Raw genomic sequence first — 20557 nt, 5'->3', positions numbered from 1 at the left:
TTGACAGAAATTATGCACAAGCAAGTAAACTCCAAAGATATACGAGTAAATGGTGTATTATTTAATAGCATTTTATACTTGTTTATCAAACAAGCAATGCAGAGCTTGCCTAACAAATGTATTCTGAGTACTAGCTTCTACCAAGAAAAGGGAAGATTTTCCAACTGCCTTGATACCCATTGAGGAGTGAAAACATTCCGATAAATCGAATTTTTAACTCTCAGATAGCCGTTATAATTTTCCACCAAACCAGATAGCAACAGCTCTGTCTGTTCTTCACTATTATCGGCTGGTATCAAGTTATCTATCGCATTCCTATTCCTTAGTTCCTCTACTTGTAACACGCGTTGGTAAATATTTAATAGCTTTCCTGCTTTGTGTTCATCAAAAAGTAAGCGATTTCTTATGGTACGGAGATGTTCAGGTTCATCTTGGAATTCCCAATGTTGAATAATCCGCGATCGCACCAATTGTTCTACCCAATATCCTTCAGCACCCTTCGGTATGGTAATTGTTTCCTTATAACTTTCTAAGACAACTTGCACAACTAACTGACAAAGCTTTTGGGTGAGAAACGGTTGTCCTCTTGTCCAATGAATAATATGCTGCAATATTACTTGTGGCTGGCTGAATACTTCTTCTAAGCCTTTGAGCAGGGGCATAGCTTCATGTAATTGAAAGTCACATAACTTAATCGCTTGACCAATGTTAAAGGGAGTTCGATGTCGATCAGCAATTAAGTTAGATGGGCTGGCTACACCAAACAAAGCAAAACCCAAGCATTGAAAACTTGGGTTGTGTGCTTGCTGCTCATAACAGTAACGAATCCAGATAAAAAAATCGTCGACCGGGAAATTCAAACTTAGTAAACTACTAATATTATCGATAAAGATGAAAATGCGATTATTTTTAATTTCTTTCAGGAACACCTGTTCAATAAATTGATACAGTCGTTGTACTGGCTCAAGCTCTGATTGTTGCTCCCACCAACTCTCAAAGTTGACCCGTTTTGTCAGATTTAACTTGTGAAACAGGCTAAAAATAATGCCTTTATACCATTGTATAGGTATAATTTGATTAGTACCTAATAGAGCTAAACTCAGATAAACACATATATGATTTTCTTTTTCTAAGCGATGAATAGTCCGGTGTAGTAGAGATGATTTACCTGTTTGGTGGGAGTCGAAGACGTAACAAAAATCTCCTGTTTTTAATCCAGTATAAAGTTGTTCGTCTGCTTGACGGACAATATATGTAGAGTCATCATACTTCAGGCTACCACCAACCTGATATCTCATAGTCCAGTCAATTCCCATCAATAGGGATACTTGTACTTTTGTAATCGATGCTATATTTAAACGAAACAATATTTTAATATAATTTAACTATGATTACCATTGTTTTTACTCTGTCTTAACTTTCCTCACATTATCTGATAGCGGTTTCCCTATTTCATTACTCTCAGGGAATAGTTTATTCTTAAGTTTTATGCTATATTTCAATCTTAATTATTCTATGAAAAAAGCAAATTTTTGGAGGAAAATTATAAACTTTAGATAACTAAAGAGCGATCGCTCAAGAGATAGTGCCAAACTTAATCACTATATTATTTGCAGACTTATCTTCTCTTAGCTAAAAATAAAAATCAAGGAAAGTTAAGACATTTAAGTAAATTATTGAGATAGTTAAGACAGAAATACTGCTCGGTTAAAAAAAGTAGGTTCAAACCGAATGGTACTAAGTTAAGCGCAAAGCCATGATATAGCTGGATGAAAGGGTGTGGGGTGTGGGGAATTAAGAAGATGGTGAACTCCTTGACGCAACTAAAATTTAATTGTCTTAAAACTACACCCTACACCCTACCCCCTACACCCTGCCCTGACCAGATTTCAGCTTTTCTTAGTGCCATTCGGCTCAAACCCTTGATATATTCTTGTCTATAATGCCCAAAGAGCTTAAGCGAGCAGTATTAGTTAAGCCAGTTAATAAAAAAATAAGTAAGTTGTGTTTTGAACTAAAAAATTCCTAAAATAACGACCAACCATTATAAATCAAGAAAATGCGATTATTACCTAATAATAAAAAGCTTGAACTTACTTAAATTTATAACTGGTCTTGAAATTTACTTTTTGACGTTTTGCTTTAGCAACTATTACACTTTTTAATCCATTAAGTGTTTTTAAAATGGTATCTATCGACCACAGGCTCATCCCTATTACCAGGCAAACTAAGCACACCAAAGCTTAAGGTCTCCCAATGAATATGGTAGACGGCTCAACCCTGTTGACCACAATTTTTGTGCTAGTAGATGATTGGTATCAGCAAAAAGGCTATCGTTACAGCAATTCCTGCTGCTATGAAGTACAGTCTCTCCCCTTCCACACTCCTCCTTTTAGAACTTTCAGCACTAAATATGTACCTCACAGCAGCGGGAAGTGCTGTATATACCGTTATTACCAAGACCTTCACCAAGATTTACAGATAGTGAAATGTTGACGCTGTTAGTAGTAATAGATTTTTTCCCATATCCAGAAGAACAGCAGTTTTTAGGGTTTGTCAGAGTAAACAACTGCAAGCCTATTCCTGAAATTATCAGGCCAAAGCCAATTCTACTGTTGAGCCAGACGCTTGGAGGGAATGCTCGAAGAACTAAGACGTTTTTGAGTTTGAGACTTAGGGGTAATATTTGAGCGCACCTTGTTGTTAGATACAAAACCAGTAGCAGTAGTTGACTACAAACGCGACAAAGACCAAAGTGATTTTACTGGCAGTGTTGATTATGGGTGGTGTACCAGTCGAAAAATGAAGCGTTTAGGCATTGATGTCCTTACTTTTGAACAACATCCTGTGGCTTAATTCACATAAGGCGTATACTTTAAATATCTATGTTCTTAACTTTCCTAAATTTCCTAACTTTCTTAACTGTTTTCTTAAATATCTTCTTAAATGTCTTAACTGGTCTTGCATCTTATTTAAAAAACTGGGATTATCTATCTGAATATATCTACTGGATGATTAAAAATAAATTATGATGTTGCTTACAAATTAATAACAAGATTGTAGTTTTAGCATCCAGCATGTGTCTGACTGCGGGGTAGGTCAAACAACACCCCTGCGACATCAAAGATAGGATAACACTTGAAATAGAACAATATGAAAAATAGCTTGTCTTCTACTCGTCGCAATCTCGCCTTTCTGGCTCCTCCCAAGGAACGTTTCCGTAGCTTTTTTCTAGATGAGGCGATGCCTACGGCGGCAAGCTACACCTCCTGATTGAGTACAATTTCAAACGTTTGTAAAAGTTCATCAAATGCCTTGTGGTTTAGCCCAGTAAATGCCCTCAGTAATCGGTCTACTTTTAGTACCCGATTGTTATCTAGCACTTTCCTATTTCATTCCAGTCGATAATACTTCACTTTACCTTATTAAGCGACAAGTCTATTAAAGCTATTCATAAAGAACGTAACAAAACCAAATCTGTTCAAGTTATCCTCAAATAAATTAAAAGTTTACTGATTACAGAGGAGCAAAAAATCAGAATGAAAAAATGAATTTATCCCATAAAATTTTACTGATAACCAAGATATTTAAAATTCAAAAAAATAGATTTTTAATAAATAATTTTGATGGCTATTTGTTAGTTAATCTTAACTCGCTTTGAGTATAATTATATTTAGCTATTTTCACTATCATAAGAGGGAAATATATCTTGGTACAAAAACTAGATATTAGCCAAAAAAAACAGTTCTAATACTTCCAATGTAACAGTGACAAAAAGAGTAAGTTCATCTAAACAAAGGTTTTTTAGTAGCAAAGACAATATTTGTGGATTATTTGTATTTTTATAATTAAGTTGTCAGGATTTTAAGGAGTTTTAATGGATAAAATTATAGAAGCAGGTTCCCCACTCTCTTCTGGCCAAGAAGCAATGTGGTTTATCTACCAAATTGCTCCAGAGAGCGTTGCTTATAATATATTTATTACTGTAAAAATCAATTTTTATTTAAATATTGTTGCTGTCAATCGTGTATGGGAAAAAATTATTGAACGCCATCCTATCTTCAGAACTACATATACCAGTTTTGAAAGCAAACCCGTTCAGCAAGTTAATCAACAATATAAATGTAATGTTGAGGTAATAAATGCCAGCAATTGGAGTGAAGATTACTTAAAAGAGAAAATATTTGCTATAACCGACAGCCCTTTTAAGTTAGAAAAAGATGCTGTTTTGAGAATTAATTTATTTACTCGCTCAACAAAAGAACACATTCTTTTGCTAACAATGCACCACATTGCAGGTGATATGTGGTCTTTTGATTTACTGCTGAGTGAATTTCAAACTTTGTATGCTAAGGAAATTGAGCAAGTTAGTCAAGAGGAGATCCAAACCGCTCCAGATTCTTTGACTGAAAATAAATCTTATCTAGACTTTGTTCGCTGGCAATCAGAAATGCTATCTGGTTCTAGAGGAGAAAAACTGTGGCAATATTGGCAAAAACAATTAGCTGGCGAATTACCAATTTTAAATCTGTTTGCAGACAAACCCCGTCCCCCAGTACAGACTTATCAAGGAACAGGACATAGTTTAAAACTAGACGAACAGTTAATTCAAAAACTCAAATATCTAGGTTTAGCTTCTGGAACAAGCCTTTATCAGGTTTTGCTAGCAGCATTTTACGTGCTACTTTATCGCTACACGAATCAAACAGACATCCTCATAGGCAGCCCGATGAGAGGTAGATGGGGTGGAGATTTTAAAGAGATTGTCGGTTACTTTGTTAACCTGATGGTTTTACGAACTTCTGTACAGGAAAACACTACATTTACAGGATTTCTGGCTCAAGTCAACAACACAGTTAAAGATGCCCAAAAACATCAAGATTACCCTTTTTCTCTCTTAGCAGAACAACTCCAGCCAGAACGAGATCCCAGTCGTTCTCCTTTATGTCAAGTTAGTTTCACTTGGCAAAGACAACGTTGGTGCGAACAAACAGAGAATTTATTGCACAGTGGAAAACAAGTGCTTGAAATGAAGCCATACTTGCTGGGACATCAACGCGGTGCAGACTTTGATCTGAATTTAATGGTGATGGAAGCTCAGGGAGTATTGCAACTCTGCTGGCAATATAATACTGACTTGTTTGAGGCTAGTACAATCACGCGTATGGCAGGGCATTTTGTTACATTGCTTGAAGGCATTGTAGCTAATCCTCAAGAGCAGATTTGGCAATTACCTCTGTTGACAGAAATTGAACAACAGCAGTTATTAGTTGAGTGGAATGATACAGGGGTAGATTATCTCCAAGATAAATGTATCCATCAGTTATTTGAGGAGCAAGTAGAGCGCACCCCCGATGCTATAGCAGTTGTGTTTGAAAATCAACAACTGACTTACCAGCAGTTGAATTGTCGCGCTAACCAATTAGCCCATTACTTGCAATCTTTGGGTGTGGGTGAAAATGTGCTGGTGGGTTTGTGTGTAGAACGTTCCTTAGAAATGGTGGTGGGACTATTGGGGATTCTCAAGGCGGGTGGGGCTTATGTACCACTTGACCCTGAGTATCCTGCTGAACGCTTAAGCTTCATGCTCAAAGACACTCAAGTAAAAGTGCTGTTGACTCAAGAGAAATTAGTAGAATCTCTTCCTCAACATCAAGCTTGTGTCGTTTGCTTAGACACAGACTGGCAAAGCATTAGCCAAGTAAATCAGGGTAATCTCAATAGCACAGTCAGTGCAGAAAACCTCTCTTATGTGATTTACACCTCCGGTTCTACAGGCACACCCAAGGGAGTCGCTGTCAATCATCAGGCCGTCAATCGCCTGGTGTTAAACACCAACTATATACAGTTAACAGCTGATGAATGCGTTGCTCAAGCGGCAAATATTGCTTTTGATGCAGCCACCTTTGAGATTTGGGGAGCATTGCTGCACGGAGCCAAGCTAGTCATTATCACTAAATCCGTATTGCTGATCCCAAAAGAATTTGCGGTCAATATCCACGAGCATAAAATCAGTGTCTTATTTTTAACCACAGCTTTATTTAATCAGTTAGCCAGTGTTGTCCCGCAAGCATTTAGTTCTCTACGATATCTACTATTTGGTGGTGAAGCGGTTGATCCCAAATGGGTGCTTGAAGTACTAGATAAAGGCGCTCCTCAGCATTTGCTCCATGTGTATGGCCCAACAGAGAACACCACGTTTTCTTCTTGGTATTTGGTAGAGGACTTAGCAACGACAGCCACAACTATTCCCATTGGTCGGGCGATCGCCAATACGCAAATCTACATCCTTGACCAAAATTTACAGCCTGTACCAGTAGGTGTACCAGGAGAAATATATCTTGGTGGAGCAGGATTAGCACAGGGCTACTTCAATCGTCCTGAGTTGACAAAAGAGAAATTCATCCCCAATCCGTTTGATAATTCCAAATTATATAAAACGGGGGATTTGGCACATTATTTAGCAGATGGCAATATAGAATACTTAGGACGTATTGACAATCAAGTAAAAATACGTGGTTTTCGCATCGAATTGAGTGAAATCGAAGTAGTCCTGAGCCAATATAGTGATGTGCAAGTATCTTGTGTTATTGTCCGGGAAGATACCCCTGGTGATAAACGTTTAGTCGCCTACGTGGTAGCACATCAGGATTGTAAACCCACAATCAGCGAACTACGGCAATTCCTCAAAGCAAAACTCCCAGATTACATGGTGCCAAATGCAATAGTTATCTTGGAGTCACTGCCGCTTACTCCCAACGGCAAAGTAGACCGCCGTGCCTTACCCATACCGGATTTACATAGCGAACAACAAGATAAATTTGTTGCACCTCGTAATCCAATGGAAGAAATGCTGGCACTCCTTTGGGCACAAGTGCTGAAAGTAGAGCTTTTAGGCATTCATGACAACTTCTTTGAACTTGGGGGACACTCGCTACTAGCAACACAATTAGTTTCACGCATCCGCAACGTTTTTAAAGTGGAACTACCATTGCGTGAGTTGTTTGCAAGAGCGACAGTAGCCGAATTAGCACAATCAATTAGGCAGTTACAGCAACAGGACTTAGAACTCTCTGAACAACCTATCTTACCAAAGGTGAGGGATGCAGAATTACCACTGTCTTATGCTCAACAGCGTCTGTGGTTTTTAGATCAGTTCGAGCCGAATAGCGCCTTTTACAACATTCCTATGGCTTTGCGTCTAGTGGGAAATTTGAATCAACCAGCCCTAGAACAAAGCTTACTAGAGATTATTCATCGCCACGAAGCCTTACGCACCAACTTTATTACAGTTGATGGAAAACCTTCTCAAATTATTCAAACACAAACGAATTGGACAGTTTCAGTTATTGATTTAAAGTATTTATCTACAACCGATCAAGAAATTACTAGCCAGAAATTAGCGCGACAACTAGCTATTGAGCCTTTTGACCTGGCAAACGGAGCATTAATCAGGACAACATTACTAGTGCTGTCGGAGACAGAACACATATTGTTAGTTTGTATGCATCATGTTGTCAGTGATGGCTGGTCAATGGGTGTGTTTGTTCAAGAACTAGCAGCGCTGTACGATGCTTATGCTCAAGGTCAGCCGTCACCTTTAACACCGCTACCGATTCAGTATGCAGATTTTGCTATCTGGCAAAGAGAGTGGTTGCAAGGAAATGTACTACAAAACCAACTAACTTACTGGCAACAACAACTGGTAAACGCACCAGTTCTATTGTCGCTGCCCACAGATCGACCCAGACCTGCTGTGCAGACTTTTGCTGGTGCATATCAAAAGTTTGCACTTTCTGCTGAACTCACTGGTAGGTTGATACAACTGAGTCAGCAACAAGGAGTTACCTTGTTCATGACACTGTTAGCAGCGTTTGATACCTTACTTTACCGTTACACAGGTGTGGCAGACATTTTGGTGGGGTCTCCCATTGCTAACCGCGATCGCAGTGAGATAGAAGGGTTAATTGGCTTTTTTGTCAATACTTTAGTGATGCGTACTGACTTATCAGGCAATCCCAGTTTTAGCGAATTACTGACTCGTGTCCGCGAAATAGCAATGGAGGCATACTCGCATCAGCATTTGCCTTTTGAAATGCTAGTGGAAGCATTGCAGCCAGAACGGGATCTTAGCCATACACCGCTATTCCAAGTGATGTTTACACTTCAGAATGCGCCCCTATCGACCGTGGAGTTAAATCAGTTAAGTGTCAGTTCAACGTTGATAGAAGGTACAACTGCCAAGTTTGATCTTACCTTGTCAATGGAAAATACTGCTACTGGAGTAGTGGGTGTGTGGGAATATAGCACTGACTTGTTTGATGCGGGCACAATTGAGCGAATGACGGGTCATTTTGTGACATTGCTTGAAAGTATTATTGCTAACCCACAACAGTCCATTTCTCAATTGCCCCTGTTGACAGAAATTGAGCAACAGCAGTTATTGGTTGAGTGGAACAATACTCAAACGGATTATCCTCAAAATAAGTTTATCTATCAGTTGTTTGAGGAGCAAGTAGCGCGTACACCCGATGCTGTAGCGGTGGTGTTTGAAAATCAACAACTGACTTACCAGCAGTTGAATTGTCGCGCAAATGAGTTAGCACATTACTTGCAGTCTTTGGGAGTGGGAGCAGATGTGCTGGTGGGCATTTGTCTGGAGCGCTCCATAGAAATGGTTGTGGGATTACTGGGCATCCTTAAGGCGGGTGGGGCTTATGTGCCACTTGACCCAGACTATCCTAGCGATCGCTTGAGCTTCATGCTAGAAGATGCTCAAGTGAGAGTGCTGCTGACACAACAGCAACTCAAGGAAAAGTTACCTCAGCATCAAGGGCAGGTTGTATATTTAGATACTGACTGGCAATTTATTTCTCAGTTCAGTCAGGATAATCCAATTACTACCGTGCAAGATAGTAACTTGGCTTATGTGATTTACACATCCGGTTCTACTGGCAAGCCCAAAGGAGCAATGAACACCCACTTGGGAATTTGCAATCGCCTGCTGTGGATGCAACAAGCTTATCAATTAACAGCACTAGATTGCATTTTACAGAAAACTCCTTTTAGCTTCGACGTTTCAGTTTGGGAGTTCTTCTGGCCATTAATCACTGGAGCGCATTTAGTTGTGGCTAAACCAGGTGGACATAAAGATAGTGCTTACTTGGTCAACCTAATTTTAGAGCAGCAGGTTACTCATGTGCATTTTGTTCCTTCTATGCTCCAGGTTTTCTTAGAAGAACCAAGTCTCGGAAATTGCCGTAGCTTGAAACGAGTTATATGTAGTGGTGAAGCTTTACCTGTAGAACTTCAGGAACGCTTTTTTGCTCGGTTAGAGTGTGAATTGCACAATCTTTATGGGCCAACAGAAGCGGCAATAGATGTCACCTACTGGCAATGCTTTCCAAATGGCAATCTTAGGACAGTACCGATTGGTCGTGCGATCGCCAACACACAAATTTACATTTTAGACGAGCATCTGCAACTAGTCCCTGTAGGTGTAGCAGGAGAATTGCATATTGGTGGTGCAGGATTAGCAAGAGGCTATCTTAACCGTCCAGAGTTGACAAAAGAAAAATTCATTTCCAACCCCTTTGACAATTCAAAATTATATAAAACTGGAGATTTAGCGCGTTATTTACCAGATGGCACAATTGAATACATCGGGCGAATTGATAACCAAGTAAAAATACGTGGTTTCCGCATCGAATTGGGAGAAATTGAGGTATTACTGAACCAATATGAGGAGGTGCAGGCATCTTGTGTTATTGCCCGCGAAGGTACGACGGGGGATAAACATTTAGTCGCCTATATAGTGCCGCATCAGCACTCTAAACCCACAACCAATGAACTGCGGCAATTCCTGAAAGCAAAGCTACCAGACTACATGGTGCCAAGTGCTTTTGTAATATTGGAATCAATGCCACTCACTTCTAACGGCAAAGTAGACCGTCGCGCTTTACCCGCACCGGATTTATATAGCGAAATCAAAGATAAATATGTAGCCCCACGTACTCCAATTGAAGAAATACTGGCACAAACTTGGGCGCAAGTGCTGCAACTGCCACAGGTAGGCATACATGATAACTTCTTTGAACTTGGCGGACACTCACTATTAGCAACACAATTAGTTTCACGCATCCGCAACATTTTCAAAGTGGAACTACCATTGCGAGAGTTGTTTGCCGCCGCCACACTAGCGGAATTAGCACGAGAAATTGAACAATTACAGCAACAAGACTTACAACTGTCTGCACCAACTATCTTACCAAGGGCGGAGAATGCACAATTAGCACTGTCTTATGCTCAACAGCGTCTGTGGTTTTTAGACCAATTCGAGCCAAACAGTCCCTTCTACAATATGTCCATAGCCTTGCGTTTAGCAGGAACTGTGGAAGTTGCCGCATTAGAACAAAGCTTCCAACAAATTATTCATCGCCACGAAGCGTTACGTACTAATTTCATTACGGTTGATGGACAAGCAACACAAATCATTCAAACGGAAACGAATTGGACAGTTTCAGTTGTTGATTTAAAGCATTTATCTACAACTGAACAAGAAATAGCTTCACAGCAATTAATGCAACAACAAGCTATTCAACCCTTTGAGTTGGCAACACAAGCATTAGTAAGAGCGACATTAGTAGTGCTATCCGAGACAGAACACATACTATTAATGTGTATACACCACATAGTCTCTGATGGCTGGTCAATCGGTCTGTTTATTCAGGAGTTAGCAGCACTGTACAACGCTTACTCTCAAGGTCAGCCATCACCATTAGCATCACTGCCGATTCAATATGCAGATTTTGCACTGTGGCAAAGACAGTGGTTGCAAGGGGAAGTACTACAAAGCCAATTGAGTTATTGGCAACAAAAATTGGCTTCGGCTCCAACCTTATTGTCGCTACCCACAGACCGACCAAGACCTGCTGTGCAAACTTACCAAGGGACACATCAAGAGTTTGCACTTTCTGAAGAACTAACTGGTAAGCTGGCAAAACTCAGCCAAGAGCAAGGGGTTACTTTGTTCATGACGCTGTTGGCAGCGTTTGATACGCTGCTTTACCGCTACACAGGTACAGAAGACATTTTGGTGGGTTCGCCAATTGCTAACCGCGATCGCAGTGAGATAGAAGGGTTAATTGGCTTTTTTGTCAATACTTTAGTCATGCGTACTAACTTATCAGGCAACCCCACTTTTAGCGAATTACTGACTCGTGTCCGCGAAATAGCAATGGAGGCATATTCTCATCAGCATTTGCCTTTTGAGATGCTGGTAGAAGCATTGCAGCCAGAACGGGATCTTAGCCATACACCACTGTTTCAAGTAATGTTTGTCCTCCAGAATGCACCCACATCTGGATTAGAACTGACTGGGTTAACTGTCAGTTCATTGCCAATAAAAGGTACAACTTCAAGGTTTGATTTAACCTTAATAATGCAGAATACTTCTACTGGTTTGGTAGGGGTGTGGGAGTACAACACTGACTTGTTTGATACTAGTACCATTGAGCGAATGACTGGTCATTTTGTGACCTTGCTTGAAGGTATTATTGCTAACCCAGAGGAGCGAATTTCCCAATTATCACTGCTGACACAACCGGAACAACAAAAGTTACTTGTCGAGTGGAACGATACAGGTGTGGATTATCCACAAGATTTGTGCATCCATCAGTTGTTTGAGGAACAGGTGGATAGTACACCCGATGCGATCGCAGTTATATATGAAAATCAACAACTGACTTACTATGAGTTAAACTACCGCGCTAACCAGTTGGCGCACTACTTGCGGTCTTTGGGTGTAGGATCTGATGCCCTAGTTGGTCTGTGTGTAGAGCGTTCTTTAGAGATGGTCATAGGATTATTGGGGATTCTCAAAGCGGGTGCTGCTTATGTGCCGCTTGACCCAGAATATCCGCCTGAGCGTTTGAGCTTTATTTTAGAAGATGCTCAAGTTAGGGTGTTGCTAACCCAGCAGTCACTTCTTGATAGATTGCCCCAGCATCAAGCACAGCTTGTTTGTTTGGATACTGACGCTCAACTGATTTCCCAATCGGGTCAGGACAATCTCATCTTCGACGTACAAGCAAATAACTTAGCTTATATAATTTATACTTCTGGTTCTACAGGTCAACCTAAAGGTATAGCCATGAATCAGCTTGCCCTTAGCAATCTGATCTTGTGGCATCGGGAAAATCTGAAAATTTCTCGTGGAGCAAAAACCCTACAATTTGCTTCTATTAGCTTTGATGTCTCCTTCCAAGAAATATTCACTACCTGGTGTTCTGGAGGCGCATTGTTCTTAATTGGGGAGGAATTACGCAGAGATACATCAGCTTTGTTAGGTTTTCTCCAACAAAAAGCAATTGAGAGAATGTTTCTTCCCTTCGTTGCCTTACAGCAACTAGCTGAAGTTGCTATTGGTGGTGAATTAGTTAATAGTCATTTGCGGGAAATCATTACTGCTGGGGAACAGTTGCAGATTACTCCCGCGATTTCTCAATGGTTAAGCAAACTAACTGATTGTACTTTGCACAATCACTATGGGCCATCAGAGAGCCATTTAGCCACCAGTTTTACTCTGACTAATTCAGTAGAGACTTTGCCGCTACTTCCTCCCATTGGTCGTCCCATTGCCAACGCGCAAATTTACATTCTGGACAGGTTCTTACAGCCTGTACCCGTTGTTGTACCAGGAGAATTGTACATTGCTGGTGTCCTTTTATCGCAAGGCTACTTCAACCGACCAGAGTTAACACTTGAGAAATTCATCCCTAACCCCTTCAAAAGAAGCAGAGGAGCAGGGGAGCAGGGGAGCAGAGGGGAAACCTTTAATTGCGATCGTCTTTACAAAACAGGGGACTTAGCACGCTATTTAAGTGATGGCAATATTGAATACTTGGGGCGTATTGACAATCAGGTGAAAATTCGGGGTTTCCGCATTGAGTTGGGAGAAATTGAAGCAGTACTGAGCCAACTTGATGTGCAAGCATCTTGTGCGATCGCCCGCGAAGACATTCCTGGGAACAAACGCTTAGTCGCTTACATTGTTCCTCAAAAAGAGCAGACGCTCACAGTAAGCGTTGTGCGTAGCTTCCTGAAGTCAAAGTTACCAGAATATATGGTGCCAAGTGCGATCGTTATCTTAAAAGCTTTACCGCTTACCCCCAACGGTAAACTAGACCGCCGTGCTTTACCCGCACCTGATTTACATAGCCAATTATTGGACAAATATGTTGCCCCACGTAACCCAATCGAAGAAATCCTGTCACTAATTTGGGCGCAAGTTCTGAAAGTACAGCAAGTGGGTATATATGATAACTTCTTTGAGCTTGGAGGACACTCGTTACTAGCAACGCAACTCATCTCCCGCGTGCGTACCAGCTTGAAAGTAGAATTACCATTGCGTAGCTTATTTGCTGCACCAACGGTTGCTGAATTGTCCCAAAACATTCAACGGTTACAGCAACAGGATTTAGAATTAACAGCATCACACATCGTACCAAGGGCGGAGGATGCAGAATTACCACTGTCTTATGCCCAAACACGACTATGGTTTTTAGACAAGTTAAACCCAAACAGCGCCTTCTACAACTTCCCCATAGCTTTGCGTTTAGTCGGAACTCTTAATCGAACTGCGTTAGAACAAAGCTTACAAGAAATTATTTATCGCCACGAAGCCTTACGCACCAACTTCGTCATCGTTGATGGAAAACCTTCTCAAATCATTCAAACACAAATAAATTGCCCACTCTCAGTTGTTGACTTAAAACATTTATCTACAACCGAGCAAGAAACAGCTTCACAGCAATTAGCGCAACAACCCTTTGACTTAGCAAATGAAGCATTAGTTAGAGCAACATTAGTAGTGCTGTCCGAGACAGAAAACGCCTTATTAGTGTGTATGCATCACATAGTCAGTGATGGCTGGTCAATGGGTGTGTTTGTTCAAGAGCTAGCAGCGCTGTACAATGCTTATTCTCAAGATGAGCCGTCACCTTTAACACCACTGCCGATACAGTATGCAGATTTCGCAATTTGGCAACGAAATTGGTTGCAAGGAGATGTCTTAGAAAGTCAATTGAGTTACTGGCAACAACAACTGGCAAACGCACCAGCTTTGTTGTCACTACCCACTGACCGACCTAGACCATCTATGCAGACTTTCGCAGGAGCATATCAACAGTTTGCGCTCTCCAAGGAACTAACTGATAAACTCACGCAACTAAGCCAGCAACAAGGAGTTACTTTGTTCATGACGCTGTTAGCAGCGTTTGACACCTTACTTTACCGCTACACAGGTACAGAAGACATTTTAGTGGGTTCGCCAATTGCAAACCGCGATCGCAGTGAGATAGAAGGGTTAATTGGCTTTTTTCTCAACACTTTAGTTATGCGTACCAATTTGGCAGGCAATCCTAGCTTTAGCGAATTACTAGGTCGTGTTCGTGAAATGGCGATGGATGCATACTCTCATCAGAATTTGCCTTTTGAAATGCTAGTGGAAGCATTGCAGCCAGAACGGGATCTCAGTCATACACCACTGTTTCAAGTGATGTTTGTCCTTCAAAATGCTCCCATATCTCAACAATTGGAGTTGACTGGGTTAACTGTTAGTCCACTGGTGGTAAAAAGTACAACTACCAAGTTTGATCTGACTTTAGGAATGGAGAACACTGCCACTGGACTAGTTGGGGTGTGGGAATACAACACTGATTTGTTTGATGCATCCACCATTGAGCGAATGACGGGTCATTTTCTGACATTACTTGAAGGTATTATTGCTAACCCAGAGGAACGAATTTCTCAACTGCCACTGCTGACAGAATTTGAGCAACATCAACTTTTAATAGAGTGGAATGATACTCAGGTAGATTATCCAGTAGATAAATGTATCCATCAGTTGTTTGAGGAGCAGTCTTTGAGTACACCTGATGCTGTGGCAGTTGTGTTTGAAGATCAGCAACTCACTTACCACGAGTTGAATAGTCGTGCTAACCAGTTGGCGCACTACCTCAAGTCTTTGGGAGTGTCCGCAGATATGCTGGTGGGTATTTGTGTGGAACGCTCAATAGAAATGGTGGTGGGACTGCTAGGTATTCTTAAGGCAGGTGGCGCATACTTGCCACTTGACCCGGAGTATCCGACTGAGCGCTTGCACTTTATGCTAAAAGATGCTCAAGTTTCAGTGTTGCTGACTCAGCAGCAACTCATTGACAGACTGGCCCAACATCAAGCAAAGCTTATTTGTTTGGATACTGACTGGCAGCTTATTTCTCAGTTAAGTCAGGATAATCTCATCACTGAGACACAAGCAACTAATTTGGCCTATGTGATTTATACCTCCGGTTCTACAGGTCAACCCAAGGGAGTGCTGATTGCCCATCAAGGATTGCTAAATTTGGTGTTCTGGCATCAACATACTTTTAAAATCACGACCTTAGATAAAGCTACTCAGCTAGCAGGAACAGCATTTGACGCTGCGGTATGGGAATTATGGCCTTACCTAACGGCAGGAGCAAGTATCTACTTAGTCAAATCTGAGTTCCTTAGCTCGTTAGTGAAGCTACGAGACTGGTTGATTTCCAAGAAGATTACTATCACTTTTCTGCCAACACCATTGGCACAGGAATTATTGTCTTTGGAATGGCCAACTGAAAGTTTGGCTTTGCGTTCCATACTGACTGGAGGAGATCAGCTTCATCAGTATCCATCAGATTTAATTCCCTTCCAACTAGTGAATAATTATGGCCCAACTGAGAATACTGTTGTTACAACTTCTGGGCTGGTAGTTGCCAAGGAGCAAGATCAGATATCACCGAGTATTGGGCGAGCGATCGCTAACACTCAAATCTATATTCTAGATAGTAATCTGCAACCAGTTCCCATTGGTATCCCAGGAGAGTTACATATTGCTGGTGTTGGATTGGCAAAAGGCTACCTTAACCGCCCCGACCTGACAACTGAAAAATTCATCCTCAATCCCTTTAGCACTGAGCTGCATTCGCGCCTATACAAAACTGGGGATTTAGCACGTTATCTACCCGATGGCAACATTGAATACCTGGGACGCATTGACAATCAAGTAAAAATTCGGGGCTTCCGCATTGAGTTGGCAGAAATTGAAGCATTACTGGGACAACATGATGATGTGCAGATATGTTGTGTCATTGCTCGTGAAGAAACTTCAGGTAATAAGCGCTTAGTCGCCTATGTCGTGCCACAAAAAGAGGTGACACCCACAATGGACGAACTGCGTCAGTTTCTTGACGATAAACTGCCTGGGTATATGGTGCCAAGTGTTTTTGTGATGCTGGAGTGCTTACCCCTGACACCCAACGGCAAAGTAGACCGTCGCGCTTTACCTGCTCCAGATTTACAACAGGAACTATCAAATTATGTAATGCCAAATACTGAAGTAGAAAGAATCATTGCTGGCATTTGGCAAAAAACACTGGAAGTAGAAAAGGTGGGAATTTACAATAATTTCTTTGAACTAGGAGGTCATTCGTTACTACTGGTACGAATTAATCAGCAATTGCAAGAAAAGTTTGGTTTGGAAGTGTCAATAGTTGATATGTTTAATTACCCAACTATACATAGATTAAGCCAATACTTAAGTACTAAACTTAATAAAGAAGATACGTTAAAACAAAATAATTCTCGCCCTAAATCTCCAATTGAAAGTAAAGCTTTCAGGAACCAACAATTACAGCTTAGACAGCAGTATCTTTCTCAAAGGAAGGGTAAAAAAATATGATAGATTCTGTTAATATTAATGATTTCAATAATTCTGAAATAGCAATAATTTCTCTTGCTGGTAGGTTCCCAGAAGCCAAAGATATTGACTTTTTTTGGCAAAATTTGCGTGATGGCGTAGAATCTATCTCCAGGTTGACGGATGAAGAATTGATAAATTCTGGCGTTTCTCTAGATTTACTGAATAATCCTAATTATGTAAAAGCTAATGCTGTTTTATCAGACATTGAATTGTTTGATGCAAACTTTTTCGCTTATAGCGCGAAAGAAGCTGAGTTAATAGATCCCCAACAACGCCTATTTTTAGAATTGGCGTGGGAGGCAATAGAAAAGGCTGGTTATGATCCGCATACCTATAATGGGTTAATAGGGGTTTATGCTGGTGTGGGAATGAACAGATATCTTGTCAACAATCTCTACCCTCATCATCAATTATTAGAGACAGTTGATCCACTGCAATTAATAATCTCCAACGATAAAGATTTCTTGCCAACACGAGTTGCATATAAACTCAACTTGACTGGGACAGCAGTGAATGTGCAAACAGCCTGTTCTACTTCTTTGGTTGCTGTTCACTTAGCTTGCCAAAGCCTATTAAATTGTGAATGTGACATGGCTTTAGCTGGGGGAGTTACTCTCAGCATTCCCCAAAAAATAGGTTATTTGCATCAAGAGGGAATGATTCTTTCTCCTGATGGACACTGCCGTGCTTTTGATGCTAAGGCACAAGGAACAATTGCCAGTAGCGGTGCTGGGATTGTGGTATTGAAAAGATTAAAGGATGCGATCGCAGACCGCGACCATATCCATGCAATCATTAAAGGTTCGGCAATTAATAATGATGGTGCAATGAAAGTAGGCTTCACTGCTCCTAGTGTTAGCGGTCAAGCAGCAGTGATTAGCGAAGCTCAAGTTATAGCTGGTGTAGATGCCGAAACAATTTCCTACATCGAAGCTCATGGGACAGCTACACCTTTAGGAGATCCCATTGAAATTGCCGCTTTAACTCAAGCTTTTAGTCAAAGTACTGATAAAAAAGGTTTTTGCGCTATTGGTTCGTTAAAAACCAACTTAGGACATTTAGATACAGCAGCAGGTGTGGCAGGTTTGATTAAAACTGTATTAGCACTGCAACATAAAATGCTGCCTCCTAGTTTGCACTTCGAGACACCTAATCCCAAAATTGATTTTGCCAACAGTCCTTTTTATGTCAATACAACCCTGACTGAATGGAAAACAAATAACACCCCTCGCCGTGCTGGAGTTAGTTCTTTTGGTATCGGGGGTACTAATGCTCATGTAATTTTAGAAGAAGCACCTTTAGAAATTAAAAATTTAAAATTAAAAATTAAAAATTCTAAAGATGCTATTGAACGTCCTTTACACTTGTTGGTACTTTCAGCTAAAACTGCGAGTGCGCTTGAGAAGGCAACAGCTAATTTAATCACACATTTAAAAGAGCATCCAGAACTGAACTTAGGCGATGTAGCTTATACCCTCAATAGTGGTCGGCGGGGTTTTAATTACCGACGGATGTTGATTTGTCAAGACTTAGAAGATGCTGTCAAAACTCTTGGTAGTTTAGCAGCCCAACAAGTTTCTACCAATTATACAGAGATTACAGAACGGTCTGTTGTCTTTATGTTTCCCGGTCAAGGTTCCCAGTATGTGAACATGGCGCGGGAAATTTATGAAACTGAGACAGTATTTAAAGAACAAGTTGATTATTGCTCAGAAATTCTTAAACCCTTACTAGGGCTAGATTTACGTCACATACTTTATCCCAGTGAAGAAAAGATTGATGAGGCATCAAAGCAACTTCAACAAACAGCGATCGCTCAACCTGCTATTTTTGTAATTGAATACGCCCTAGCTAAATTATGGCAGTCTTATGGAGTGGAGCCACAAGCTGCGATCGGTCACAGTATTGGCGAGTATGTAGCAGCAACTCTAGCAGAAGTTTTTTCCCTAGAAGATGCCTTATCTCTGGTAGCAGCACGCGGACAGATGATGCAGCAACTGCCTACTGGAGCAATGCTTTCAATTCCCTTACCCGCAGACAAGATAAAATCCCTACTAGGGCCAGAACTTTCTGTTGCAGCGATTAATCAACCCTCTCAGTGTGTAGTTTCCGGTTCCACAACAGCAGTAGATGCACTACAAAATCAGCTTGCTGCTCAAGGGATTGAATGTCGCCAACTGCATACTTCCCATGCCTTCCATTCTCAAATGATGGAACCAATCTTAAAGGCATTTGCCGAACGAGTTAAAAAAGTTACTTTAAATCCGCCAAAACTTCCTTATATTTCCAACCTCACTGGTACTTGGATTACAGTTACCCAAGCCACAAATCCTGACTACTACGCTCAACATCTGCGTTCCACAGTGCTGTTTGCCCAAGGTGTAGAGAAATTATTGGCAACACCTGAGCAAGTCTTACTAGAAGTAGGGCCAGGACACACACTGGCTACATTAGCCAAAAGGCATCCAGACAAAGCAGCCGCACAAACTGTCTTGACTTCGGTACGTCATCCTCAAGAAAAACAATCTGATAATCATGTTTTATTTACTACATTAGGTCAACTCTGGCTGGCTGGAGTCAATATAGATTGGTTTGGATTCTATAGTCACCAGGAGCATCACCGCCTTCCCTTACCGACTTATCCCTTTGAGCGCCAACGTTATTGGATTGACCCCCCACAAAAAACAGCTTGGGGACAGTTGCAAGCATTACCCACACCATCACAATTATGGACATCGCTTGTACAAGGAGGTCAAAATCAAGCAAATACTAGAAATGCAGAACTCAACGAGTTAACATATCAGGAAAACATACAGTGGTTGGCTCGTTTATGTACAGCCTACATCAACTCTGCATTCAGGCAATTAGGGGCTTTTAGCAATGCCGAAGAAAAGTATTCTTTGGAGAATTTGTTGGCGCAATGCCATATTTCTCCTCGCTATCAGCAATTGTTTTCTAGATGGTTGCAAATATTAGTTGATCAAGGACAACTACAGGAACAGGAGGGGTTATTTACTGGGCTACTGCCATGTTCACAAGATTATATTAATGAACATTTAGAAGAAGTTAGAGCGAGGTTTGCTACTTCATCTTTAATAGATTTCGATTCAGTGCAACGCTGTGGTGAAAATTTAGCTGCTATTGTTGTTAAACAAGAACCCTTAGAGATTTTCAATGAACTGGTTTACCAAAAAGAAAACAACGGTTCACATTCAGAATCTCCCTTAATTACTTACTACAGCTCTATTTTACACTCAAGTTTTGAACAGGTGGTCAAATTATTGACATTGCCTCAATCTTCTGCATCAGCCGCATTTAGCATAAAATCTAGGCTAGAACAGAATAACCAGAAATCAGAGATTTCATTACAAAGAAAGCCGGATATTTTTCAGCCAGAGAAATTATCTGCACTCCACTCCAGACCGGATTTGCCTAATTCTTATGTAGCTCCCCGTAATGAGATTGAGCAAAAAATTGCCGATATATGGGAAGAATTATTGGGAATTAAACAGGTGGGAATCCATGACAATTTCTTTAAATTAGGAGGAGATTCTTTAATAGCCGTTCAAGTTTTATCCCGAATACGAAATATTTTTTCTATCCGATTATCTGTAGCGATTTTATTTGAGTCACCCACAATAGCTGAAATAGCACCAAAGCTAGAAAAACAAATAGATCCAGATCCAAGCTTTGGTGCAGGTGAGAGAGAAGAAATAGCAATTTAATTAACAAATAATTTTAAATTACGAATTACGAATTAGGCGAGTGGAGGTA

The 20557-nt window shown here is 40.8% G+C and carries 5 protein-coding genes; 4 read left to right on the top strand and 1 reads right to left on the bottom strand.

From position 1 onward, the window contains the following. Window positions 1-137 precede the first annotated feature (137 nt). Window positions 138-1298 carry an AAA-like domain-containing protein gene (locus HWQ42_RS08900; RefSeq protein WP_292811081.1) on the bottom strand — a complete coding sequence of 387 codons (1161 nt, stop codon included), beginning with the start codon at window positions 1296-1298 and terminating at the stop codon, window positions 138-140. 958 nt (window positions 1299-2256) lie between these two features. On the opposite strand from HWQ42_RS08900, the gene HWQ42_RS08895 reads away from it, so the two are divergent. From HWQ42_RS08895 to HWQ42_RS08875, 4 genes are all read left to right on the top strand, one after another. Further along, window positions 2257-2496 (top strand): hypothetical protein, encoded by a 240-nt coding sequence (locus tag HWQ42_RS08895; RefSeq protein WP_292811079.1) that lies wholly within the window; start codon window positions 2257-2259, stop codon window positions 2494-2496. 204 nt (window positions 2497-2700) lie between these two features. Continuing rightward, a complete protein-coding gene (locus tag HWQ42_RS08890) occupies window positions 2701-2856 on the top strand; it encodes a hypothetical protein (RefSeq protein ID WP_292811077.1) in 156 nt (51 codons plus the stop codon). A 1021-nt stretch (window positions 2857-3877) separates the two neighbouring features. After that, window positions 3878-16762 (top strand): non-ribosomal peptide synthase/polyketide synthase, encoded by a 12885-nt coding sequence (locus HWQ42_RS08880; protein ID WP_292811075.1) that lies wholly within the window; start codon window positions 3878-3880, stop codon window positions 16760-16762. Next, entirely contained in the window at window positions 16759-20508 is a 3750-nt protein-coding gene (locus tag HWQ42_RS08875) for a type I polyketide synthase (protein WP_292811073.1), read from the top strand. The genes HWQ42_RS08880 and HWQ42_RS08875 overlap by 4 nt, the downstream gene beginning before the upstream one ends. The last annotated feature ends 49 nt before the right edge of the window (window positions 20509-20557 follow it).

This window comes from Nostoc sp. JL23 (assembly GCF_017115065.1).
GTDB classification, from domain to species: domain Bacteria; phylum Cyanobacteriota; class Cyanobacteriia; order Cyanobacteriales; family Nostocaceae; genus Nostoc; species Nostoc punctiforme_A.
This window is presented reverse-complemented; position numbering and strand designations above follow the sequence as displayed.

Coding starts and splice junctions, on each gene's coding strand:
- HWQ42_RS08875 (WP_292811073.1), top strand. CDS start 16,759: ATGATAGATTCTGTTAATATTAATGATTTCAATAATTCTGAAATAGCA.
- HWQ42_RS08900 (WP_292811081.1), bottom strand. CDS start 1,298: ATGAGATATCAGGTTGGTGGTAGCCTGAAGTATGATGACTCTACATAT.
- HWQ42_RS08880 (WP_292811075.1), top strand. CDS start 3,878: ATGGATAAAATTATAGAAGCAGGTTCCCCACTCTCTTCTGGCCAAGAA.
- HWQ42_RS08895 (WP_292811079.1), top strand. CDS start 2,257: ATGAATATGGTAGACGGCTCAACCCTGTTGACCACAATTTTTGTGCTA.